Here is a 16334-nt window from a genome sequence, read left to right as displayed (position 1 = left end):
GCCCCAAGCAGCAACGCCACCCCCAGTTGCCCATGCAGCTCGATCCCCGCCCCGAACGCGTCGAAGCCGAGGACCGAGAGCGAGGCATCGGCGGAGACCCCGGTCAGCCACACCAGCAGCGGAAGCGCCACCGCCGTCACGACTCCAAGCCGCACCGCACAGCCCGCGGCGAACCGCCAAGCGCCCACCTCGCCAGGTAAGAAGGGCGAACGCACGGCGGCAAGCACCCCCGCGAACAGCATCATCAGCGCCGCCGCGACCCCAAGCAGCCACACCCGCCCGTCGAGATCGGCAAGACGCCCCAGCGTCACCGCCTCGTTCCCCGAGGCCCCCGACCCCGTCAGGAGATCGTCCAGCGGGTCGGGCAGCAGCTTCGCCAGCTCGCCCGTGGCCTCGCCGTCCCACGGCACGAAGAGCCCGATCGGCACCCCGAGCCACACCCCGTTCGGCGCCCCGAGCAGCGCGGCTCCGGCGATCCGCTTCGGATGGGCGTCGCCGATCATCGCGTACAGAGCCGCCGCGAGCCCGGCGAGCACCGCCACGAGTAACACCGTGACCAGCGCGGACACGGCAGGCCGCACCAGCCGGTGCACGGCGTCCCACCCGCGCGGCAGCGGCGTACGCCGCGAGGCGAGCAGCGCGATCAGCAGGACGCCGATCACCCACATCGCGCCCCCGAACAGCGTCGGCCCCGTGTCCACGGTGAAGCCGACGGCCGCCTTCGCCTGGGCGAGATCGCCGAGCCGGTCGGGCAGCAGACCGCCGATGTCGCCGAGTCCGTCGGGCAGTTTGTCGGTGATGCCGTCGGGGAGTTGATCGACCCCTTTGTCGATTCCCTTGTCGACGCCCAGCTGGTCGCCGTCGATAGTGATGATGTCGTGACCGGCCCAGGCGAGCCCCGCGAGCATCGCGAGGAAGAGAGCGACCACCGCGCCGGCGCGCGCGGCCAGTTCGGCGGGCGTGATCGTGACTCCCGCCGCGCGCAGGGAACGTAGGAAGAAGTACGCCAGGAGGAGCGCGCCCGCGAGCCCGACGCCCAGTGGCGCGATGTCGATCGCGGTGGTCGCCTCAGCGCCCTCGAGGCCGAACGCCGACACATCGCCGGACGGCGTGACCGAGCCGCCCGCGCCCAGCGCCACCACCGCCGCCGTCATCGGCCCCAACGACGCGACCGCGTCCGCGCCGAGAAGATGCAGCCCGAGAGCCGCCGTACCCGCCATGCCGACCAGGGCCCAGCTCACCGCGGCGATCGCGGAGAGCAGCACGTCGCCCCACCGCACACCCCGGCCGTCGACTCCTTTGGCGCCGGTCTCCATCAGGCCCCCCTGACTTGCGCAGCCTCACACGGCCTCGCACGGCATTGCCCCCTTCGTGCGAGATGTGCGCAATGCGCATGATCCGTATGCACTGATGGGCTGTTACTACTCTCCGGGGGGATTTCTGCCCCGTCAACGGGGCAACCATGGAGGCCCGTACGCAGTCTTCACAAGGCCCGACTTTCGGTCAGAGGCCTCCGCCTGAAATAGTTCCTCCCGATGTTCGACATCCCTAGACTCCCCATCGATGGGGGCTAGCTCGGGGGACAACTCAGTGGGGCTGGAGTGCCGGAACTCGTACTGGAATTGAATGGAAGGACCTGGACGCTCGATCCGTCCAGGTCGTACACCCTCGGACGTGATCCGCAGGGAGATCTCTCGCTTGACGACGCCAGAGTGTCCTGGCGTCATGCCACGATCAGCTGGAGCGGCCGCAGTTGGGTCATTGAGGACCACGGCAGCACCAACGGCACCTTTGTGCAGGGCCAGCGGATCCACCAGATGGAAATCGGCCCGGGCTCGGCCGTGAACCTCGGCAACGCGACCGACGGTCCGCGCCTCAACGTGTCCGGCAGCGCCTCGGGCGCCGCCGCTGCCGCCGTCTCCGCACCGCAGCAGCACGCCCAGCAGCAGGCCGCGCCGCAGCACGCGCCCCAGCAGGAGGCGCCCGGCTGGGCCGCCCAGCAGCAGGCACCGCACCAGCAGGCACCCCAGCAGCAGGGCTGGCAGCAACAGCAGCCTCAGCAGCACCAGCCGCAGCAACAGCCGCACGTGCCCCCGCAGCAGCAGGGCGGCCCGTCCGCGCAGTACGCGCAGCAGACCCCCGGTTCCGGCGGCGTCGCGGGGGCCCCGCCGGTCTACGGCGACCGCAGCCCGACGACGTTCCACCAGCTCTCGCTCGGCCGCAAGATGCGCATCGGTCGTGCCCTGGAGAACGAGCTGGTCGTCTCCGACCTGCAGGTCTCGCGCCACCACGCCGAGTTCACGGCCACTCCGGACGGCCGCTTCGAGATCCACGATCTCGGCTCGCACAACGGCACGTACGTCAACGGCCAGCCGGTCGCGAAGTCGGGCTCGGCGCTCATCGGCCCGAACGACATCGTCAGCGTCGGTCACTCGACCTTCCGCCTCGTCGGCGACCGCCTCGAGGAGTTCGTCGACACCGGTGAGGTCTCCTTCTCCGCCCGCCACCTGACGGTGACCGTCGACGGCGGCAAGCAGATCCTCAAGGACGTCTCCTTCGGCGTCCCGGAGAAGTCGCTCATCGCGGTCATCGGCCCCTCCGGCTCCGGCAAGTCCACCCTGCTCAAGGCGCTGACCGGATACCGGCCCGCCAACCAGGGTGACGTCCTCTACGACAACCGGAACCTCTACAAGCAGTTCGCCGAGCTGCGCCAGCGCATCGGTCTGGTCCCGCAGGACGACATCCTGCACAAGGAGCTGACCGTCAAGAAGGCCCTCAAGTACGCGGCCAAGCTCCGCTTCCCCGGTGACACCGCGGAGGCCGAGCGCGAGGCCCGTATCGACGAGGTCCTGCGCGAGCTGAAGCTGGACATCCACAAGGAGAAGAAGGTCACCTCCCTCTCCGGTGGCCAGCGCAAGCGCGTCTCGGTGGCACTCGAGCTGCTCACCAAGCCGTCGCTGATCTTCCTGGACGAGCCGACCTCCGGCCTCGACCCGGGCATGGACCGCGACGTCATGCAGCTCCTGCGCGGCCTCGCCGACGACGGCCGTACGGTCCTCGTCGTCACGCACTCGGTCGCCGAGCTGGCGATCTGCGACAAGCTCCTGGTGATGGCGCCGGGCGGTTCGGTCGCCTACTTCGGTCCGCCGGAGGAAGCGCTCAACTTCTTCGGCTACACCACCTGGGCCGACGTCTTCTCGGCGTTCGAGAACTACCGCGACTACGACTGGGCGGGCCGCTGGAAGGGCTCGCAGCATTACCAGATGTACGCCGCGGACATCGACGCCGTCGCCGCGCAGTCCGTACAGATGCCGCCGCCGCAGGCCGTCCGGCCGCCCAAGCCGCAGGGCTGGGGCGCGCAGCTGTGGACGCTGATCCGCCGCTACTCCTCGGTGATCGCCTCCGACAAGGGCTTCCTGGGCCTGATGGTGATCCTGCCCGCGGTCCTCGGCATCGTCAGTGTCGTCATTCCGGCCGACTTCGGGCTCGGCCCGCCCAAGCCGCCGTCGAAGTTCAACGGCGACGCGGGCACGATCATGCTGATCCTCGCGGTCGGCATGTGCTTCTCGGGCGCGGCCAACTCCGTACGTGAGCTGATCAAGGAACGGGTCATCTACGAACGGGAACGGGCCACCGGCCTGTCCCGCTCGGCGTACCTGATGTCCAAGGTCATCGTGCTCGGCGTGATCACGGCCTTCCAGGGCGTCATCATCTGCGGCATCGGCTTCGCGACGCGCGACATGCCGGAAGAGGGCCTGATCATGCCCCCGGCCGTCGAGATCTGCCTGACGATCATCGCTCTCGGCTTCACGTCGATGATGTTCGGCCTGGTCATCTCCTCGCTGGTGAAGACCGCCGAGAAGACCATGCCGCTCCTGGTGATGTTCGCGATCGTCCAGGTCGTCTTCACCGGCGTGCTCTTCCAGGTGTACGGCTCGCCGGGCCTGGAGCAGTTCGCCTGGCTGATGCCCTCGCGCTGGGCCATCGCCGGCGCGGGCTCCACGCTGGACCTCGCGCACCTGATGCCGCCGTGGGACCCGAAGAACCCCACCGATCTCGACCCGCTGTGGGAGCACTCGGCCGGGCAGTGGGGTCTGAACATCACGATCCTGCTCCTGATCGGCATCGCCTGCGGCTTCGCGGTCGCGCGACTGCTGCGCCGCCACGAGCCGGAGGTCATGCGCAAGTAGGCGCGTGACCCGCGGGCCTCGCGCCCGCGGACATACGGAGAAGGGCGGCACCCCCAGTGGGGTGCCGCCCTTCGGCGTCCGTCGAGCCTCGGTGAAGAGGTCCGTTGATCAGGCGATCAGGCTCAGTAGGCGCCGTTCACGTTGTCCATCGAGCCGTACTTGTCGGCCGCGTAGTTGGCCGCGGCCGTGATGTTGGCGACCGGGTCGTAGATGTTCGTCGACGTGCCCTCGACGTGGTACGCGTTGAACGTCGGCTGGATGACCTGGAGCAGGCCGATCGACGGGGTGCCGTTGATCGCGTTGATGTCCCAGCCGTTGATGGCGTTCGGGTTGCCCGTGGACTCACGCATGATGTTGCGGTGCAGGCCCTCGTAGGAACCGGGGATGCCCTTGGACTTCATGATGTCCAGGGACTGGCGGATCCAGCCGTCGAGGTTGTTGGCGTAGACCGGCTTGCGCGCGGCGGCACGGCTCGCGGCTTCCTTGGCCTTGCGCTCGTCCTCGGCCTTCTTCTTGGCCGCGGCCTCGTCGGCCGCCTTCTTCTTCGCGGCGGCGTCGGCGTCGGCCTTCTGCTTCGCCGCGACGGCGTCCTTGGCCTGCTTGTCGGCGGCGGTGTGCTGCTTGATGACACCGGCCTCGACGGCCTGCTGGGCGTCGACGTTCTGCTTGAAGGCCACCGGGGCGGCCGACACGTTCTGGGTTCCGGCTTCGGCGCTGCCCGGCACGAGGGAGAAGGCGAGGGCGGCGGCGCCGAGCGTGGCGACACCAGCGATCGAGAACTTCTGGGTCTTGGTCAGCGCGGGGCGACTATGACCAGGGGTGCTGTGCTTGGGCATGACAGATGGACCTCTTCAACATCGCGGAGGTCGCCCTGGTCCGGTGGGGACATTGCTTCTCCGGCACAAACGCCGCGGTGCGAGACCGCGGCGCCGAGCGACGGGAGCAATTCTTAGCGGCCGCAAAATTCTGTGGCAAAGCAGTGACGTACGATGCCGGATAGTGGATCAGGGGGTGCGCCGACGGCCCTGGCGGCCATGCACCCCGTGCCCTTAAAGGGCCCCCTTGTCCACTAGGGACCTTCGTACGTGACGTGCGTCCTATGTGCGGCCTCACATCGGGCACGTAACAGTCTTACCAACAGTTGCCGGAGCAACTCTCAGCGTGAGGGCCCTCCTCCCGGAGGAGGAGATGGACGTCCCCGAACTCGTGCCAGAGGTAGAGACGGCGTACCGCCTCGGTATATCCCCGCTCCACGGCAGCCCGGCCCGCGACCGCCTCCAGCATCAGCAGATGCGAGGCCTCCGGCTCGTGCAGCCCGGTGAGCAGACCGTCCACCACGCGCACACCCCGCTCCGGCGTCACCACGAGCTCCGTACGCCCCTCGGCCGCCCTGACCACCCCGTCGGGCCCCGTCGCCGACTCGACGGCCCGTACCGCCGTCGTACCGACCGCGATGACGCGGCCTCCGCCTGCCCTGGCCGCGTTGATGAGCCGCGCCGATGTCCCCGGCACCGCGAAGCACTCGGGGTACGGCGGCTCGTGCGCCTCCGGAGACGCCACCCCCGTGTGCAGCGTGACCGGCGCGAACTGCACACCCCGGCTCACCAGCCGCGCCACCAGGTGCTCGGTGAACGGCCGGGCCGCGCTCGGCATCTCCGCGCTGCCCGAGCCGTCGGCCGACGGCAGCGCGAACACCGTCTGATAGACGGAGAGCGGCTGGCCCCGCTCCGTATAGGAGTAACGGATGGGGCGCCCGTGCCGGTGCAGGAGCGTGGGCACATCACCGGAGACCCGCGCCCACCACAGCCGCCCGCTCCCCGCGGCCAGCGGCTCCTCGCAGATGAGGTGTACGTCACCGGGGAGCTGTACGTATGAATACGCGGGCCCGCCCGCGCGTGCGCGCGTATTGCCCCAATTGTCCGGATCGCGCAACTCGACGGCCCACCGCCCGTCATCGCCCCGCGTCGAGAAATGCACCACCACGCGCGCGTGCCCGAGTGTTCCGTCGACCGCCGCGGGCAGCGTCCGCGACGTGTTCACGATCAGCAGGTCCCCGGCCCGCAGCAGCGCGGGCAGCTCGGCGAACGCGTGGTGCGACACCTCGGTCCCGCGCGACACGAGCAGCCGCACCGCATCCCTGCCGAGGCCGGGCCCCCGCTGCTCGGCAGGGACCCTGGCCGCAAGACCCTCGGGCACATCCACGGCGAGCGTCATCGGACATCCGGCGAGGTCAGCAGGGCGGGAGCGGCATAGCGGCCGCTCGCGGGCCGCTCGTCGAGCAGCCGCAGGAAGGCGGGCACCACCGTCGCCGGCAACGGCCGCTCCGAGTCGTCGTCATGGGGGACGGCCGCCCGGTAGAGGTCCGTCCGAAGATCGCCGGGGTCCACGGCCCACACCCGGATCCCCGGCTCCTCCACGGCGAGGACCGCCGAGAGCTGATCGAGCGCGGCCTTGGACATCCCGTACCCGCCCCAGGTCTCGTACGCCTCGGCTGCGGCATCGGAGCTGACGTTCAGGACCGCACCGCCGGACGCCCGCAACAGCGGCAGCGCCTCCCTGGTAAGACCCAGCGCCGCCACCACATTGGTCTCGAACGCGTGCCGCAACCCCTCGACGGCGAGCTCCTCCAGGCGTACGAGAGGCTCCGCGCCCAGCGCGCTCGCGTTGTTCACCAGCAGATCCAGACCGCCCAGACCGCGCGCGGCGGCCACCAGGGCGGCCCGGTGCGCGGCATCGGTGACATCCCCGGCGACGGCCTCCACGCGCGCGCCGCGCGCCGCGAGATCCCGCGCGCACTCCTCGAGCACCGAGGCCGTTCTGGCGTCGACCACCAGATCCCAGCCCCGCTCCGCGAGGGCCGCGCCGAGCGCGCGCCCCAGTCCCTTCGAAGCCCCCGTGATGATCGCTACAGGCATGACATCCGTCCCCTCGGGTCGCCCTGGCAGCCGCTTCTCCAGCGGATGACCCCACGGTAGGAACGGATGCGCCGCCGGCGCCTCGGACGCGGGCCGCAACGCGGCGGGGCCCTTGGGCCTACGCCCACGGCCCTAGGCGGGGGCCGCCACAGGTCCGATACGCACTGTCACACCCCGCCGGTACGGTGAGGCCATGAGTCAAGGTCCACGGTCCGGCCTGAACGCGGTGAGCTCCGCGCTCCTCGCCATGAGCAGGCAGCTCGAGGTGCGCGACGTCCTCAAGACGATCGTCGCCTCGGCCCGCGAGCTGCTCGACGCCGAGTACGCGGCGCTGGGCGTCCCCGACGACCACGGCGGCTTCGCCCAGTTCGTCGTCGACGGCGTGAGTGAGGAGCAGTGGCGGGCCATCGGCCCGCTGCCCCGCCAGCACGGCATCCTGGCCTCGATGCTGCACAGGGCCGAGCCCGAGCGCCTCGGCGACCTGCGCAAGGACCCACGCTTCGAGGGCTGGCCGTCCGCCCACCCGGACATGTCCGACTTCCTGGGCCTGCCGATCCGGTACGGGGACGAGACGCTGGGCGCGCTCTTCCTCGCCAACAAGCAGTGCCCCAAGCCGGAAGGCGGCTGCGGCTTCACCGCCGACGACGAGGAGCTCCTGTCGATCCTGGCCCAGCACGCCGCGATCGCCCTCACCAACGCCCGGCTCTACGAACGCAGCCGCGAGCTGACCATCGCCGAGGAGCGCTCGCGCCTGGCCCATGAACTGCACGATGCCGTCAGCCAGAAGCTGTTCTCCCTGCGCCTGACGGCCCAGGCCGCGGCCGCCCTGGTGGACCGCGACCCGTCCCGCGCCAAGGGCGAACTGCAGCAGGTGGCCGTGCTCGCGGCCGAGGCGGCGGACGAACTGCGCGCCGCCGTCGTGGAGTTGCGCCCCGCCGCCCTGGACGAGGACGGCCTGGTGGCCACCTTGCGTACGCACATCCAGGTCCTGGACCGTGCGCACTCCGCCGAAGTCACCTTCGAGAGCTGCGGAGTCCGGGCCTTGCCCGCCGCCCAGGAGGAGGCGATGCTGCGGGTCGCCCAGGAGGCGCTGCACAACGCCCTGCGCCACTCCGGAGCGGCCCGCGTCTCGGTGTTCCTGGAACGGCACGGCGCGGGTGCGGTGCTGCGGGTCAGCGACGACGGCAGCGGCTTCGACCCGCGCGCGACCCGGCGCGCGGGGCGGCACTTGGGCCTGGTCTCCATGCGGGACCGGGCCGGCGGGGTCGGCGGACGGCTGACCGTGGAATCGGAGCCCGGCAAGGGCACGACGATCGAGATGGAGGTTCCCGGTGGCTGACGCCGTGTCACAGAAGGCAGGGATCCGGGTGCTGCTGGTCGACGACCACCAGGTGGTCCGCCGCGGTCTGCGTACGTTCCTGGAGGTGCAGGACGACATAGAGGTCGTGGGAGAGGCGTCGGACGGCGCCGAAGGGGTCGCGCAGGCCGAGAAGCTGAAGCCGGACGTGGTCCTGATGGACGTCAAGATGCCCGGCATGGACGGCGTGGACGCGCTGCGCAAGCTCCGCGAACTGGCCAACCCCGCGCGCGTGCTCATCGTCACCAGCTTCACCGAGCAGCGCACCGTCGTCCCGGCCCTGCGCGCGGGCGCCGCGGGGTACGTCTACAAGGACGTCGACCCGGACGCCCTCGCGGGAGCCATCCGCTCGGTGCACGCCGGGCATGTGCTCCTGCAGCCCGAGGTTGCGGGCGCGCTGCTCTCCCAGGAGGCCAACATCGGGCAGGGGAGGGGCGGTTCGCTCACCGAGCGGGAGCGCGAGGTCCTGGGTCTCATCGCCGACGGCCGCTCGAACCGTGAGATCGCCCGCGCCCTCGTCCTCTCCGAGAAGACCGTCAAGACCCACGTCTCGAACATCCTGATGAAGCTGGACCTCGCCGACCGCACCCAGGCCGCGCTGTGGGCCGTACGACATGGTGTGACCGGCTGATCCACGCTCCGGCGCACACCGCCAACGGTCAGAGCGGACCGTCGCGTTCCGGGCTGAGATTCATACCGTCGTGTGGATGTCCCCCGAATGGCGCAACCTACGGACCGCCCGGCCGTTCTCCAGTGCACGCTGCGGCGGCTGGCCGCGGCGATCGCAAGGAGGGTCCAGAAGTGAAGAACCTGAAGAAGGCCGCGGCTGTCACGATGGTGGCGGGTGGCCTCGTCGCCGCCGGCGCCGGTCTCGCCTCCGCCACGGACGGCGCGCACGCGGACGGCAAGGCCGTGAAGTCCCCGGGCGTCGGCTCGGGCAACCTCGTCCAGGCGCCGGTGCACATCCCCGTGAACGCCGTGGGCAACACCGCGACCGTCATCGGCGCCCTCAACCCGGCCTTCGCGAACGACGGCCTGAACGCCTGACGCTGGCACCAGGCCGGGCGCGACCACCGGCCCCCCGGGCGTCCCCGGGGGGCCGGTCCGGCGTTCGGGGCGCCCCGAAGGGGCGCGGGGAACTGCGCGACAAGCCACGACGTACCCGCAGTCGCGAAATAACCAGTCCCGGCAGCACGAGCCGCGAATCGCCCCCGGGCGCCCTCGGCGCAGGCCCAGCGCTCCGAGTGACATCAGCCCCGTTCCCGCTCCTCCACAACGGAGTTGTACGCGGCCACCTGCGCCCGCCGAGCCGTCCGCTCCACCGGACGCAACGCCTCGCCCCGCGCCGCCATCTCCGAGGCGCTCACGGCCCCGCCGTGCCCGTTCTCGTACGCCACCGAGATCAGCAGCCCGACCCGCTGGGCCAGCTCCAACACCCGTACCGCCCGCGGCGGATACCCCGGTGCGAGCGCCTCCCGCCCCCGCTCGGCCCGCGCCCGGTAGGCGTCCACCGTGGCCTCGGCGACCGGCCCCGAGCCCGCGACGTCGAGCCGCGAGAGCACGGCCGTCGCCTCCCGCAGCGCCTCCGCGAGCTCACGCTCCGCCTCACCCAGCGAGGGCACGTCGGCGGGCGGCGCCTCCCGCACCGGCAGGCAGTGCCAGACGACCTCCACGTGAACGTCGCCGTCGGGCCCCGCCTCGTACACCTCGGGAACGAGCCCGTACGGCGCGCCGAACGCGACGACGGCCTCCTCCGCCTCCAGCGCACGCGCGTTGAACTCGGGCGGCCCGCTCAGCCCGAGCGGATGCCCCGGCGCGGGCAGCGCGACCCGCAGCCCCGTCACGCCGAGCGCGCGCAATCGTCCGAGGGCGAGCGTGAGACCGACGGGCCACGACTCGCCGGGGAGACCTTCGACCCGGTGCACGGAGTCGTCGCCGACCGCCGCGAGCACCGCGTCATCCGGTGAGACAAGTCCGGCAAGAAGGGCATTTCCCCATGCTGCCAAGCGTCCTGAGCGTGGTTCCGAGAGCATGCGTACAGCCTAAGGACCGGGCTAAGGGCGGGACCGCCCGACCGGTGGCGTAGGTTTTCTCCAGGGGACTGCGTCCACAGACGCAAGCGACAGCCGAGACTGCAATGGGAGACAACGCGCTCATGAGCGATGTACTGGAGCTGGAGGACGTATCCGTGGTCCGCGAGGGCCGGGCTCTGGTGGACCAGGTCTCCTGGTCGGTCAAGGAGGGGGAGCGCTGGGTCATCCTCGGCCCGAACGGCGCGGGCAAGACCACCCTCCTGAACGTCGCGTCCAGCTACCTCCACCCGAGCTCCGGCTCCGCCACCATCCTCGGCGAGACCCTCGGCAAGCCCGGCACGGACGTCTTCGAACTCCGCCCCCGCATCGGCGTCGCCGGCATCGCGATGGCCGAAAAGCTGCCCAAGCGCCAGACCGTCCTCCAGACGGTGCTCACGGCCGCGTACGGCATGACCGCCGGCTGGCACGAGGACTACGAGGACGTCGACGAGCAGCGCGCCCGTGCCTTCCTCGACCGCCTCGGCATGACCGACTACCTGGACCGCGAGTTCGGCACCCTCTCCGAGGGAGAGCGCAAGCGCACCCTGATCGCCCGCGCCCTGATGACCGACCCCGAGCTGCTGCTCCTCGACGAACCCGCCGCGGGCCTCGACCTCGGCGGCCGCGAGGACCTCGTACGCCGTCTCGGCCGTCTCGCCCGCGACCCGATCGCCCCCTCGATGATCATGGTCACGCACCACGTCGAGGAGATCGCCCCCGGCTTCACCCACGTCCTGATGATCCGCCAGGGCAAGGTCATGGCCGCGGGCCCGCTGGAGCTCGAACTCACCTCCCGCAACCTCTCCCTCTGCTTCGGCCTGCCCCTGGTGGTCGAGGAGCGCGGCGAGCGCTGGAGCGCCCAGGGCCTGCCGCTCGGCTGACGCACACCAACCCGCCCCTGGCGGGAGATCGCGGGGCCCTGTCCGGGACGGTCCCACGGTCCTACCATGACCCTGTGGAGAACATCGACGCATGGGTGTGGTGGCTGATCGGCGCGGTCGCACTCGGAATCCCGCTCGTAATGACCGCCATGCCGGAGTTCGGCATGCTCTCCGTGGGCGCCGTCGCCGGCGCCGTGACCGCCGGACTCGGCGGCGGCACCGTGCTGCAGGTCGTCGTCTTCGCCGCCGTCTCGGTCGCCCTCATCGGGGTCGTACGCCCCATCGCGGCCCGGCACCGCGCCCAGCGCCCCGAACTGGCCACGGGCGTAGAGGCGTTGAAGGGGAAAACCGCCGTCGTCCTGGAACGGGTCGACGGGTCCGGCGGACGGATCAAACTCGCGGGCGAGACCTGGTCGGCGCGCGCACTGGACAAGGACCAGAGCTACGAGGCGGGGCGCGAGGTCGATGTGGTCGAGATCGACGGAGCGACGGCCATCGTCATGTGAATGCCCCACGGCGCACGCAGCGGTCTGACAGACTCGACCAGCAAGATCTTCAACAGCTCAGCAGAGACAGCTCAGCAGAGTCCGCAGAGATCTTCCGGAAACGCCGAGGCAAGAGGGGTACGGGGAACAACGATGGAACCAATCATCATCGTCCTGATCATTCTGGTGGTGCTGGTCTTCATCGCCCTGATCAAGACGATCCAGGTCATCCCGCAGGCCAGCGCCGCGATCGTCGAGCGCTTCGGCCGCTACACCCGCACGCTGAACGCGGGCCTGAACATCGTCGTCCCGTTCATCGACTCGATCCGCAACCGCATCGACCTCCGTGAACAGGTCGTCCCCTTCCCGCCCCAGCCGGTGATCACCCAGGACAACCTGGTGGTCAACATCGACACGGTCATCTATTACCAGGTGACCGACGCGCGGGCCGCGACGTACGAGGTCGCCAGCTACATCCAGGCGATCGAGCAGCTCACCGTCACCACACTCCGCAACATCATCGGTGGCATGGACCTGGAGCGGACCCTGACCTCCCGCGAGGAGATCAACGCGGCGCTCCGCGGCGTCCTCGACGAGGCCACCGGCAAGTGGGGCATCCGCGTCAACCGCGTCGAGCTCAAGGCCATCGAGCCGCCGACCTCCATCCAAGACTCGATGGAGAAGCAGATGCGCGCCGACCGGGACAAGCGCGCCGCGATCCTCCAGGCCGAAGGTGTCCGGCAGTCCGAGATCCTGCGCGCCGAAGGTGAGAAGCAGTCCGCGATCCTGCGCGCCGAAGGTGAGGCCAAGGCCGCGGCCCTGCGCGCCGAGGGCGAGGCCCAGGCGATCCGTACGGTCTTCGAGTCCATCCACGCCGGCGACCCGGACCAGAAGCTGCTCTCCTACCAGTACCTCCAGATGCTCCCGAAGATCGCCGAGGGCGACGCGAACAAGCTCTGGATCGTGCCCAGCGAGATCGGCGACGCCCTCAAGGGCCTCGGCGGCGCACTCGGCAACTTCGGCCCCCTGGGCGGCGGTTCGGGAGGCTCGGCACCCGCCGCGGAGCGCCGCGAGCAGCCACCGATCGACTGATACGCGCCCCGTCAGGGGCGCGGGGAACTGCGCGACAAGCCCAATACGGCCCGCAGCCAGACACGAAACGTCTGACTGCGGGCTCCTATCGGGTGCGGGGCTAGGCCGCAGGCTGCGCCAGCCAGCCAGGCAGCGAGGCCAACTCATCCCGCCCAAGCGACAAGAGCATCGCGTCCGCCGGCGTCGGCTCGAACGGCTGCCGCAGCAACGGCATTCCGGCCTCGTCCGGCGTACGGTCCGCTTTGCGGTGGTTGTCCATCGCGCAGGAAGCGACCGTGTTCAGCCACGAGTCCGCGCCGCCCTGCGCCCGGGGCACCACGTGGTCGACCGTCGTCGCGCGCCTGCCGCAGTAGGCGCACCGGTGCCGGTCCCGGACCAGCACACCCCGCCTCGACCACGGAGCCTGTCTTCGGAACGGCACTCGTACATACCTGCACAGCCTGATCACCCGAGGCACAGGTATCTCGACCGCCGCCGCGCGCACACGGAGTCCGGGGTGGGCCTGCTCGACGACGGCCTTGTCCTGGAGCACCAGAACGACGGCTCGGTTGAGCGTCACCGTCGAGAGCGGCTCGAAGCTCGCGTTCAGCACCAGCGTGTCCCGCATCAACCTGCCCACCTCCCGTATGCACCGGCCCACCGCCTGGCGGGCTGGGATCAACTCTGGCCGGGCACGCCGAGATGGACAACGCAATAAAAAATGCCCGTCTCTGATCACTTCCATGACCAGAGACGGGCAAACAATCGATGAACGCTCAGTTCTCCGCGGAAGCCGCGTACTGGGCGAGCACCTGCGCACGCGCGAGCGTGTGGAACCGGAGGTTGAAGCCGACAACAGCGGGCGAAGCGTCCGAATCCGGACCCAGCTTCTCCTGGTCGACGGCGTACACGGTGAACACGTACCGGTGGGCCGGGTCCCCGGGCGGCGGCGCGGCGCCTCCGAAGTCCTTCGTCCCGTAGTCGTTGCGCACCTGCACCGCGCCCTCGGGCAGCCCCTCGAACTTGCCGCTGCCCGCACCACCCGGCAGCTCGGTGACCGAGACCGGGATGTCGAAGACGGTCCAGTGCCAGAACCCGCTCCCCGTAGGGGCGTCCGGGTCGAAGCACGTCACGGCGAAGCTCTTGGTCTGGGGCGGGAAGCCCTCCCACCGCAGCTGCGGCGAGGTGTTCCCGGCCGCGTAGACCTGAGCGTCCTTGAGGACCGCACCCGGCTCGAAGTCCTCGCTCACGACCGTGAACGACGGCACGGACGGGTGGAAGTCATGGGGAAGCGGCGGCCTCTTCAGCTCGCTCACGTCGGCACCTCCTGGTTGATGGCTGGTCCTCGATCCGTTCCGAGCCTAGAACCAGTTGCGCTTGCTGCCGACCTGGGACAGCCACTCGTTCAGGTACGCCGCCCAGTCCGTGCCCTGGAAGTCGTTCAGACCCACCTTGAACGAACGGAAGGAGTCGCTGCCCTCGCTGAAGAGCCCCGGCTTCTTGTCCATCTCCAGGATGACGTCCATCTCGCGGTCGTCCGCCACGAAGCTCAGCTCGACCTGGTTCAGACCGCGGTACTGCTGCGGCGGGAAGAACTCGATCTCCTGGTAGAACGGCAGCTTCTGGCGCGTCCCGCGGATGTGACCGCGCTCCATGTCGGCGCTCTTGAAGCGGAAGCCCAGCTGGATGAAGGCGTCCAGGATCGCCTGCTGCGCCGGCAGCGGGTGCACGTTGATCGGGTCCAGGTCACCGGAGTCCACGGCCCGCGCGATCTCGAGCTCGGTGGTCACGCCGATGTTCATCCCGCGCAGCTGCTGCCCGTCGATGGAGGTGACCGGCGTCTCCCACGGGATCTCGAGCCCGAACTGCACCGCGTGCACCTGACCGGCCTGCAGCGTGAAGGCACCACCGAGCTTCTGCTTGGTGAACTCGATGTCCTGCTTCGTCTCCTGGTCCTGGCCCTCGACCTCGACCCGGGCCTGCAGACCGACGGACAGACCCTCGATCTCCTGGTCCACGGACCCGCCCTGGATCCGCACCTCACCCTGGACGACACCACCGGGTACGACGTTGACCTCGGTCAACACCGTCTCCACCGAAGCACCGCCGGCACCCAGGCTCGCAAGCAGCTTCTTGAACCCCATGACTCTCCTCCCCAGGCCCCGCCTGTGGCTCGACTCGACTTGATCCTTGATCCATACAAACGCGATGGACGCACGTCCGGTTCCGCGTCCTCACCCTGGCAATCGGTACGAGCGGTGACCACCCACCCGTACAGACCGACTCCACTAAGCTCGGACGCCATGATCGCGGCCCCTGACCGTACGCCCCTCCCACGCGACTTCTTCGACCGCCCTGTCCTGGACGTCGCCCCGGATCTCCTGGGCCGCGTCCTCGTGCGCACCTCACCGGACGGTCCGATCGAGCTGCGCCTGACAGAGGTGGAGGCGTACGCGGGTGAGATCGACCCCGGGTCGCACGCCTATCGCGGCCCCACTGCCCGCAACAGCGTGATGTTCGGTCCGCCCGGACACGCGTACGTCTACTTCACCTACGGCATGTGGCACTGCCTCAATGTGGTGTGTGGCCCCGAGGGCACCGCGAGCGGCGTCCTGCTCCGCGCGGGCGAGATCCTGACGGGCGCCGAGCTCGCCCGCAAACGTCGACTCTCGGCCCGAAACGACAAGGAACTGGCCAAAGGCCCTGCCCGCCTGGCCACGGCCCTGGACGTGGACCGCGACCTCAACGGCACGGACCTCTGTGCGGGCGGCGACGCCCCCCTCACCCTCCTCACCGGTACGCCCGTCCACCCCGACCAGGTGAACAACGGCCCGCGCACCGGAGTCGGCGGTGCCGGAGCCGTCCACCCCTGGCGCTTCTGGACCCCCAACGACCCGACGGTGAGCCCCTATCGGGCCCATACGCCCCGGCGCCGCTCAACTTGACGCGGCCTTGGGGCGTCCGTAATGTAGCCCGAGCCGCTTTACCCGGGTACGGCAATCTGCCAGCAGCCGGAAGCGGCCAACCACTACCTACGACTTCCCCTCGGCGGGGTCCTATTTCGCATGCCTGCATGCCGAAATTCGAACTCGCAGAACTCGATTATGAGTTGCGGAGGGAATCCGCTAACGTAGTGAACACGCCGAAAGGCAAAGGCCCTCCAACGGCCACCGGAAATGAAATCCGAACCGGGAACGGAACGGAAAACGGATCTGGTAAGGTTGGAAACACGAAATACCGAAGGGAAGCGCCCGGAGGAAAGCCCGAGAGGGTGAGTACAAAGGAAGCGTCCGTTCCTTGAGAACTCAACAGCGTGCCAAAAGTCAACGCCAGATTGACAACCCCGTCTCGGCCGTCATGGTC

17 protein-coding genes are annotated in these 16334 nt (G+C 69.8%); 8 read left to right on the top strand and 9 right to left on the bottom strand.

Annotated elements, in window-relative coordinates:
* Positions 1–1316 (bottom strand): streptophobe family protein (locus E2651_RS29790; RefSeq protein WP_135334353.1); only part of this gene is annotated, 1316 nt, incomplete at its 3' end.
* Positions 1317–1601: 285 nt separating this feature from the next.
* Here E2651_RS29790 and E2651_RS29785 point away from each other — a divergent pair.
* Positions 1602–4190 carry an FHA domain-containing protein gene (locus tag E2651_RS29785; RefSeq protein ID WP_245239328.1) on the top strand — a complete coding sequence of 863 codons (2589 nt, stop codon included), beginning with the start codon at positions 1602–1604 and terminating at the stop codon, positions 4188–4190.
* Positions 4191–4312: 122 nt separating this feature from the next.
* Here the strand turns inward: E2651_RS29785 and E2651_RS29780 are convergent, their stop codons facing one another.
* From E2651_RS29780 to E2651_RS29770, 3 genes are all read right to left on the bottom strand, one after another.
* Positions 4313–5026, bottom strand: coding sequence for a transglycosylase SLT domain-containing protein (locus E2651_RS29780; protein WP_135334352.1), 714 nt, complete (start codon positions 5024–5026; stop codon positions 4313–4315).
* A 295-nt stretch (positions 5027–5321) separates the two neighbouring features.
* On the bottom strand, positions 5322–6404 hold the full coding sequence (locus E2651_RS29775; RefSeq protein ID WP_135334351.1) for an S-adenosylmethionine:tRNA ribosyltransferase-isomerase: 1083 nt from the start codon (positions 6402–6404) through the stop codon (positions 5322–5324).
* Positions 6401–7105 carry an SDR family oxidoreductase gene (locus E2651_RS29770; protein WP_135334350.1) on the bottom strand — a complete coding sequence of 235 codons (705 nt, stop codon included), beginning with the start codon at positions 7103–7105 and terminating at the stop codon, positions 6401–6403. Before E2651_RS29770 ends, E2651_RS29775 begins: the two co-directional genes overlap by 4 nt.
* A 193-nt stretch (positions 7106–7298) precedes the next feature.
* On the opposite strand from E2651_RS29770, the gene E2651_RS29765 reads away from it, so the two are divergent.
* The 3 genes from E2651_RS29765 (at position 7299) to E2651_RS29755 (ending at position 9509) form a co-directional block, all read left to right on the top strand.
* Positions 7299–8444, top strand: coding sequence for a GAF domain-containing sensor histidine kinase (locus E2651_RS29765; RefSeq protein ID WP_135334349.1), 1146 nt, complete (start codon positions 7299–7301; stop codon positions 8442–8444).
* The gene (locus E2651_RS29760) at positions 8437–9093 is read left to right on the top strand and encodes a response regulator transcription factor (RefSeq protein WP_245239327.1); all 657 of its coding nucleotides are present in this window, start codon (positions 8437–8439) and stop codon (positions 9091–9093) included. The genes E2651_RS29765 and E2651_RS29760 overlap by 8 nt, the downstream gene beginning before the upstream one ends.
* A 170-nt stretch (positions 9094–9263) precedes the next feature.
* A complete protein-coding gene (locus E2651_RS29755) occupies positions 9264–9509 on the top strand; it encodes a chaplin (protein WP_135334348.1) in 246 nt (81 codons plus the stop codon).
* A 203-nt stretch (positions 9510–9712) separates the two neighbouring features.
* Here the strand turns inward: E2651_RS29755 and E2651_RS29750 are convergent, their stop codons facing one another.
* Complete coding sequence (locus E2651_RS29750; RefSeq protein WP_135334347.1) at positions 9713–10495, bottom strand: hypothetical protein; 783 nt, start codon at positions 10493–10495, stop codon at positions 9713–9715.
* 122 nt (positions 10496–10617) lie between these two features.
* On the opposite strand from E2651_RS29750, the gene E2651_RS29745 reads away from it, so the two are divergent.
* From E2651_RS29745 to E2651_RS29735, 3 genes are all read left to right on the top strand, one after another.
* A complete protein-coding gene (locus tag E2651_RS29745) occupies positions 10618–11415 on the top strand; it encodes an ABC transporter ATP-binding protein (RefSeq protein WP_135334346.1) in 798 nt (265 codons plus the stop codon).
* Positions 11416–11489: 74 nt separating this feature from the next.
* The gene (locus E2651_RS29740; protein ID WP_135334345.1) at positions 11490–11921 is read left to right on the top strand and encodes an NfeD family protein; all 432 of its coding nucleotides are present in this window, start codon (positions 11490–11492) and stop codon (positions 11919–11921) included.
* Between the two features lie 132 nt (positions 11922–12053).
* Positions 12054–12992 carry an SPFH domain-containing protein gene (locus tag E2651_RS29735; RefSeq protein ID WP_135334344.1) on the top strand — a complete coding sequence of 313 codons (939 nt, stop codon included), beginning with the start codon at positions 12054–12056 and terminating at the stop codon, positions 12990–12992.
* Positions 12993–13092: 100 nt separating this feature from the next.
* On the opposite strand, the gene E2651_RS29730 is transcribed toward E2651_RS29735, so the two are convergent.
* The 3 genes from E2651_RS29730 to E2651_RS29720 all read right to left on the bottom strand — a co-directional run bounded on the left by E2651_RS29730 (position 13093) and on the right by E2651_RS29720 (position 15115).
* Positions 13093–13599, bottom strand: coding sequence for an HNH endonuclease (locus E2651_RS29730; RefSeq protein ID WP_135334343.1), 507 nt, complete (start codon positions 13597–13599; stop codon positions 13093–13095).
* Between the two features lie 148 nt (positions 13600–13747).
* Positions 13748–14287 carry a YbhB/YbcL family Raf kinase inhibitor-like protein gene (locus tag E2651_RS29725; RefSeq protein ID WP_135334342.1) on the bottom strand — a complete coding sequence of 180 codons (540 nt, stop codon included), beginning with the start codon at positions 14285–14287 and terminating at the stop codon, positions 13748–13750.
* Between the two features lie 45 nt (positions 14288–14332).
* Entirely contained in the window at positions 14333–15115 is a 783-nt protein-coding gene (locus E2651_RS29720) for a sporulation protein (protein WP_135334341.1), read from the bottom strand.
* Positions 15116–15274: 159 nt separating this feature from the next.
* Here E2651_RS29720 and E2651_RS29715 point away from each other — a divergent pair, with 159 nt between their 5' ends.
* A complete protein-coding gene (locus E2651_RS29715) occupies positions 15275–15916 on the top strand; it encodes a DNA-3-methyladenine glycosylase (protein ID WP_135334340.1) in 642 nt (213 codons plus the stop codon).
* Positions 15917–16073: 157 nt separating this feature from the next.
* Here the strand turns inward: E2651_RS29715 and E2651_RS44760 are convergent.
* Positions 16074–16334, bottom strand: a 261-nt coding sequence (locus tag E2651_RS44760) for a hypothetical protein (RefSeq protein ID WP_135334339.1), incomplete at its 5' end; no start/stop codon positions are given.

This window comes from Streptomyces sp. MZ04 (genome assembly GCF_004684775.1).
Lineage (GTDB): Bacteria > Actinomycetota > Actinomycetes > Streptomycetales > Streptomycetaceae > Streptomyces.
The sequence above is the reverse complement of the archived record's forward strand: the minus strand, read 5'-3'. Positions and strand labels throughout refer to the sequence as shown.

Bases quoted from the DNA above. Each gene is read 5' to 3' on its own strand.
- E2651_RS29780 (WP_135334352.1), bottom strand. From the start codon at position 5,026: ATGCCCAAGCACAGCACCCCTGGTCATAGTCGCCCCGCGCTGACCAAG.
- E2651_RS29775 (WP_135334351.1), bottom strand. From the start codon at position 6,404: ATGACGCTCGCCGTGGATGTGCCCGAGGGTCTTGCGGCCAGGGTCCCT.
- E2651_RS29770 (WP_135334350.1), bottom strand. From the start codon at position 7,105: ATGCCTGTAGCGATCATCACGGGGGCTTCGAAGGGACTGGGGCGCGCG.
- E2651_RS29765 (WP_135334349.1), top strand. From the start codon at position 7,299: ATGAGTCAAGGTCCACGGTCCGGCCTGAACGCGGTGAGCTCCGCGCTC.
- E2651_RS29750 (WP_135334347.1), bottom strand. From the start codon at position 10,495: ATGCTCTCGGAACCACGCTCAGGACGCTTGGCAGCATGGGGAAATGCC.
- E2651_RS29745 (WP_135334346.1), top strand. From the start codon at position 10,618: ATGAGCGATGTACTGGAGCTGGAGGACGTATCCGTGGTCCGCGAGGGC.
- E2651_RS29735 (WP_135334344.1), top strand. From the start codon at position 12,054: ATGGAACCAATCATCATCGTCCTGATCATTCTGGTGGTGCTGGTCTTC.
- E2651_RS29730 (WP_135334343.1), bottom strand. From the start codon at position 13,599: ATGCGGGACACGCTGGTGCTGAACGCGAGCTTCGAGCCGCTCTCGACG.
- E2651_RS29720 (WP_135334341.1), bottom strand. From the start codon at position 15,115: ATGGGGTTCAAGAAGCTGCTTGCGAGCCTGGGTGCCGGCGGTGCTTCG.
- E2651_RS29715 (WP_135334340.1), top strand. From the start codon at position 15,275: ATGATCGCGGCCCCTGACCGTACGCCCCTCCCACGCGACTTCTTCGAC.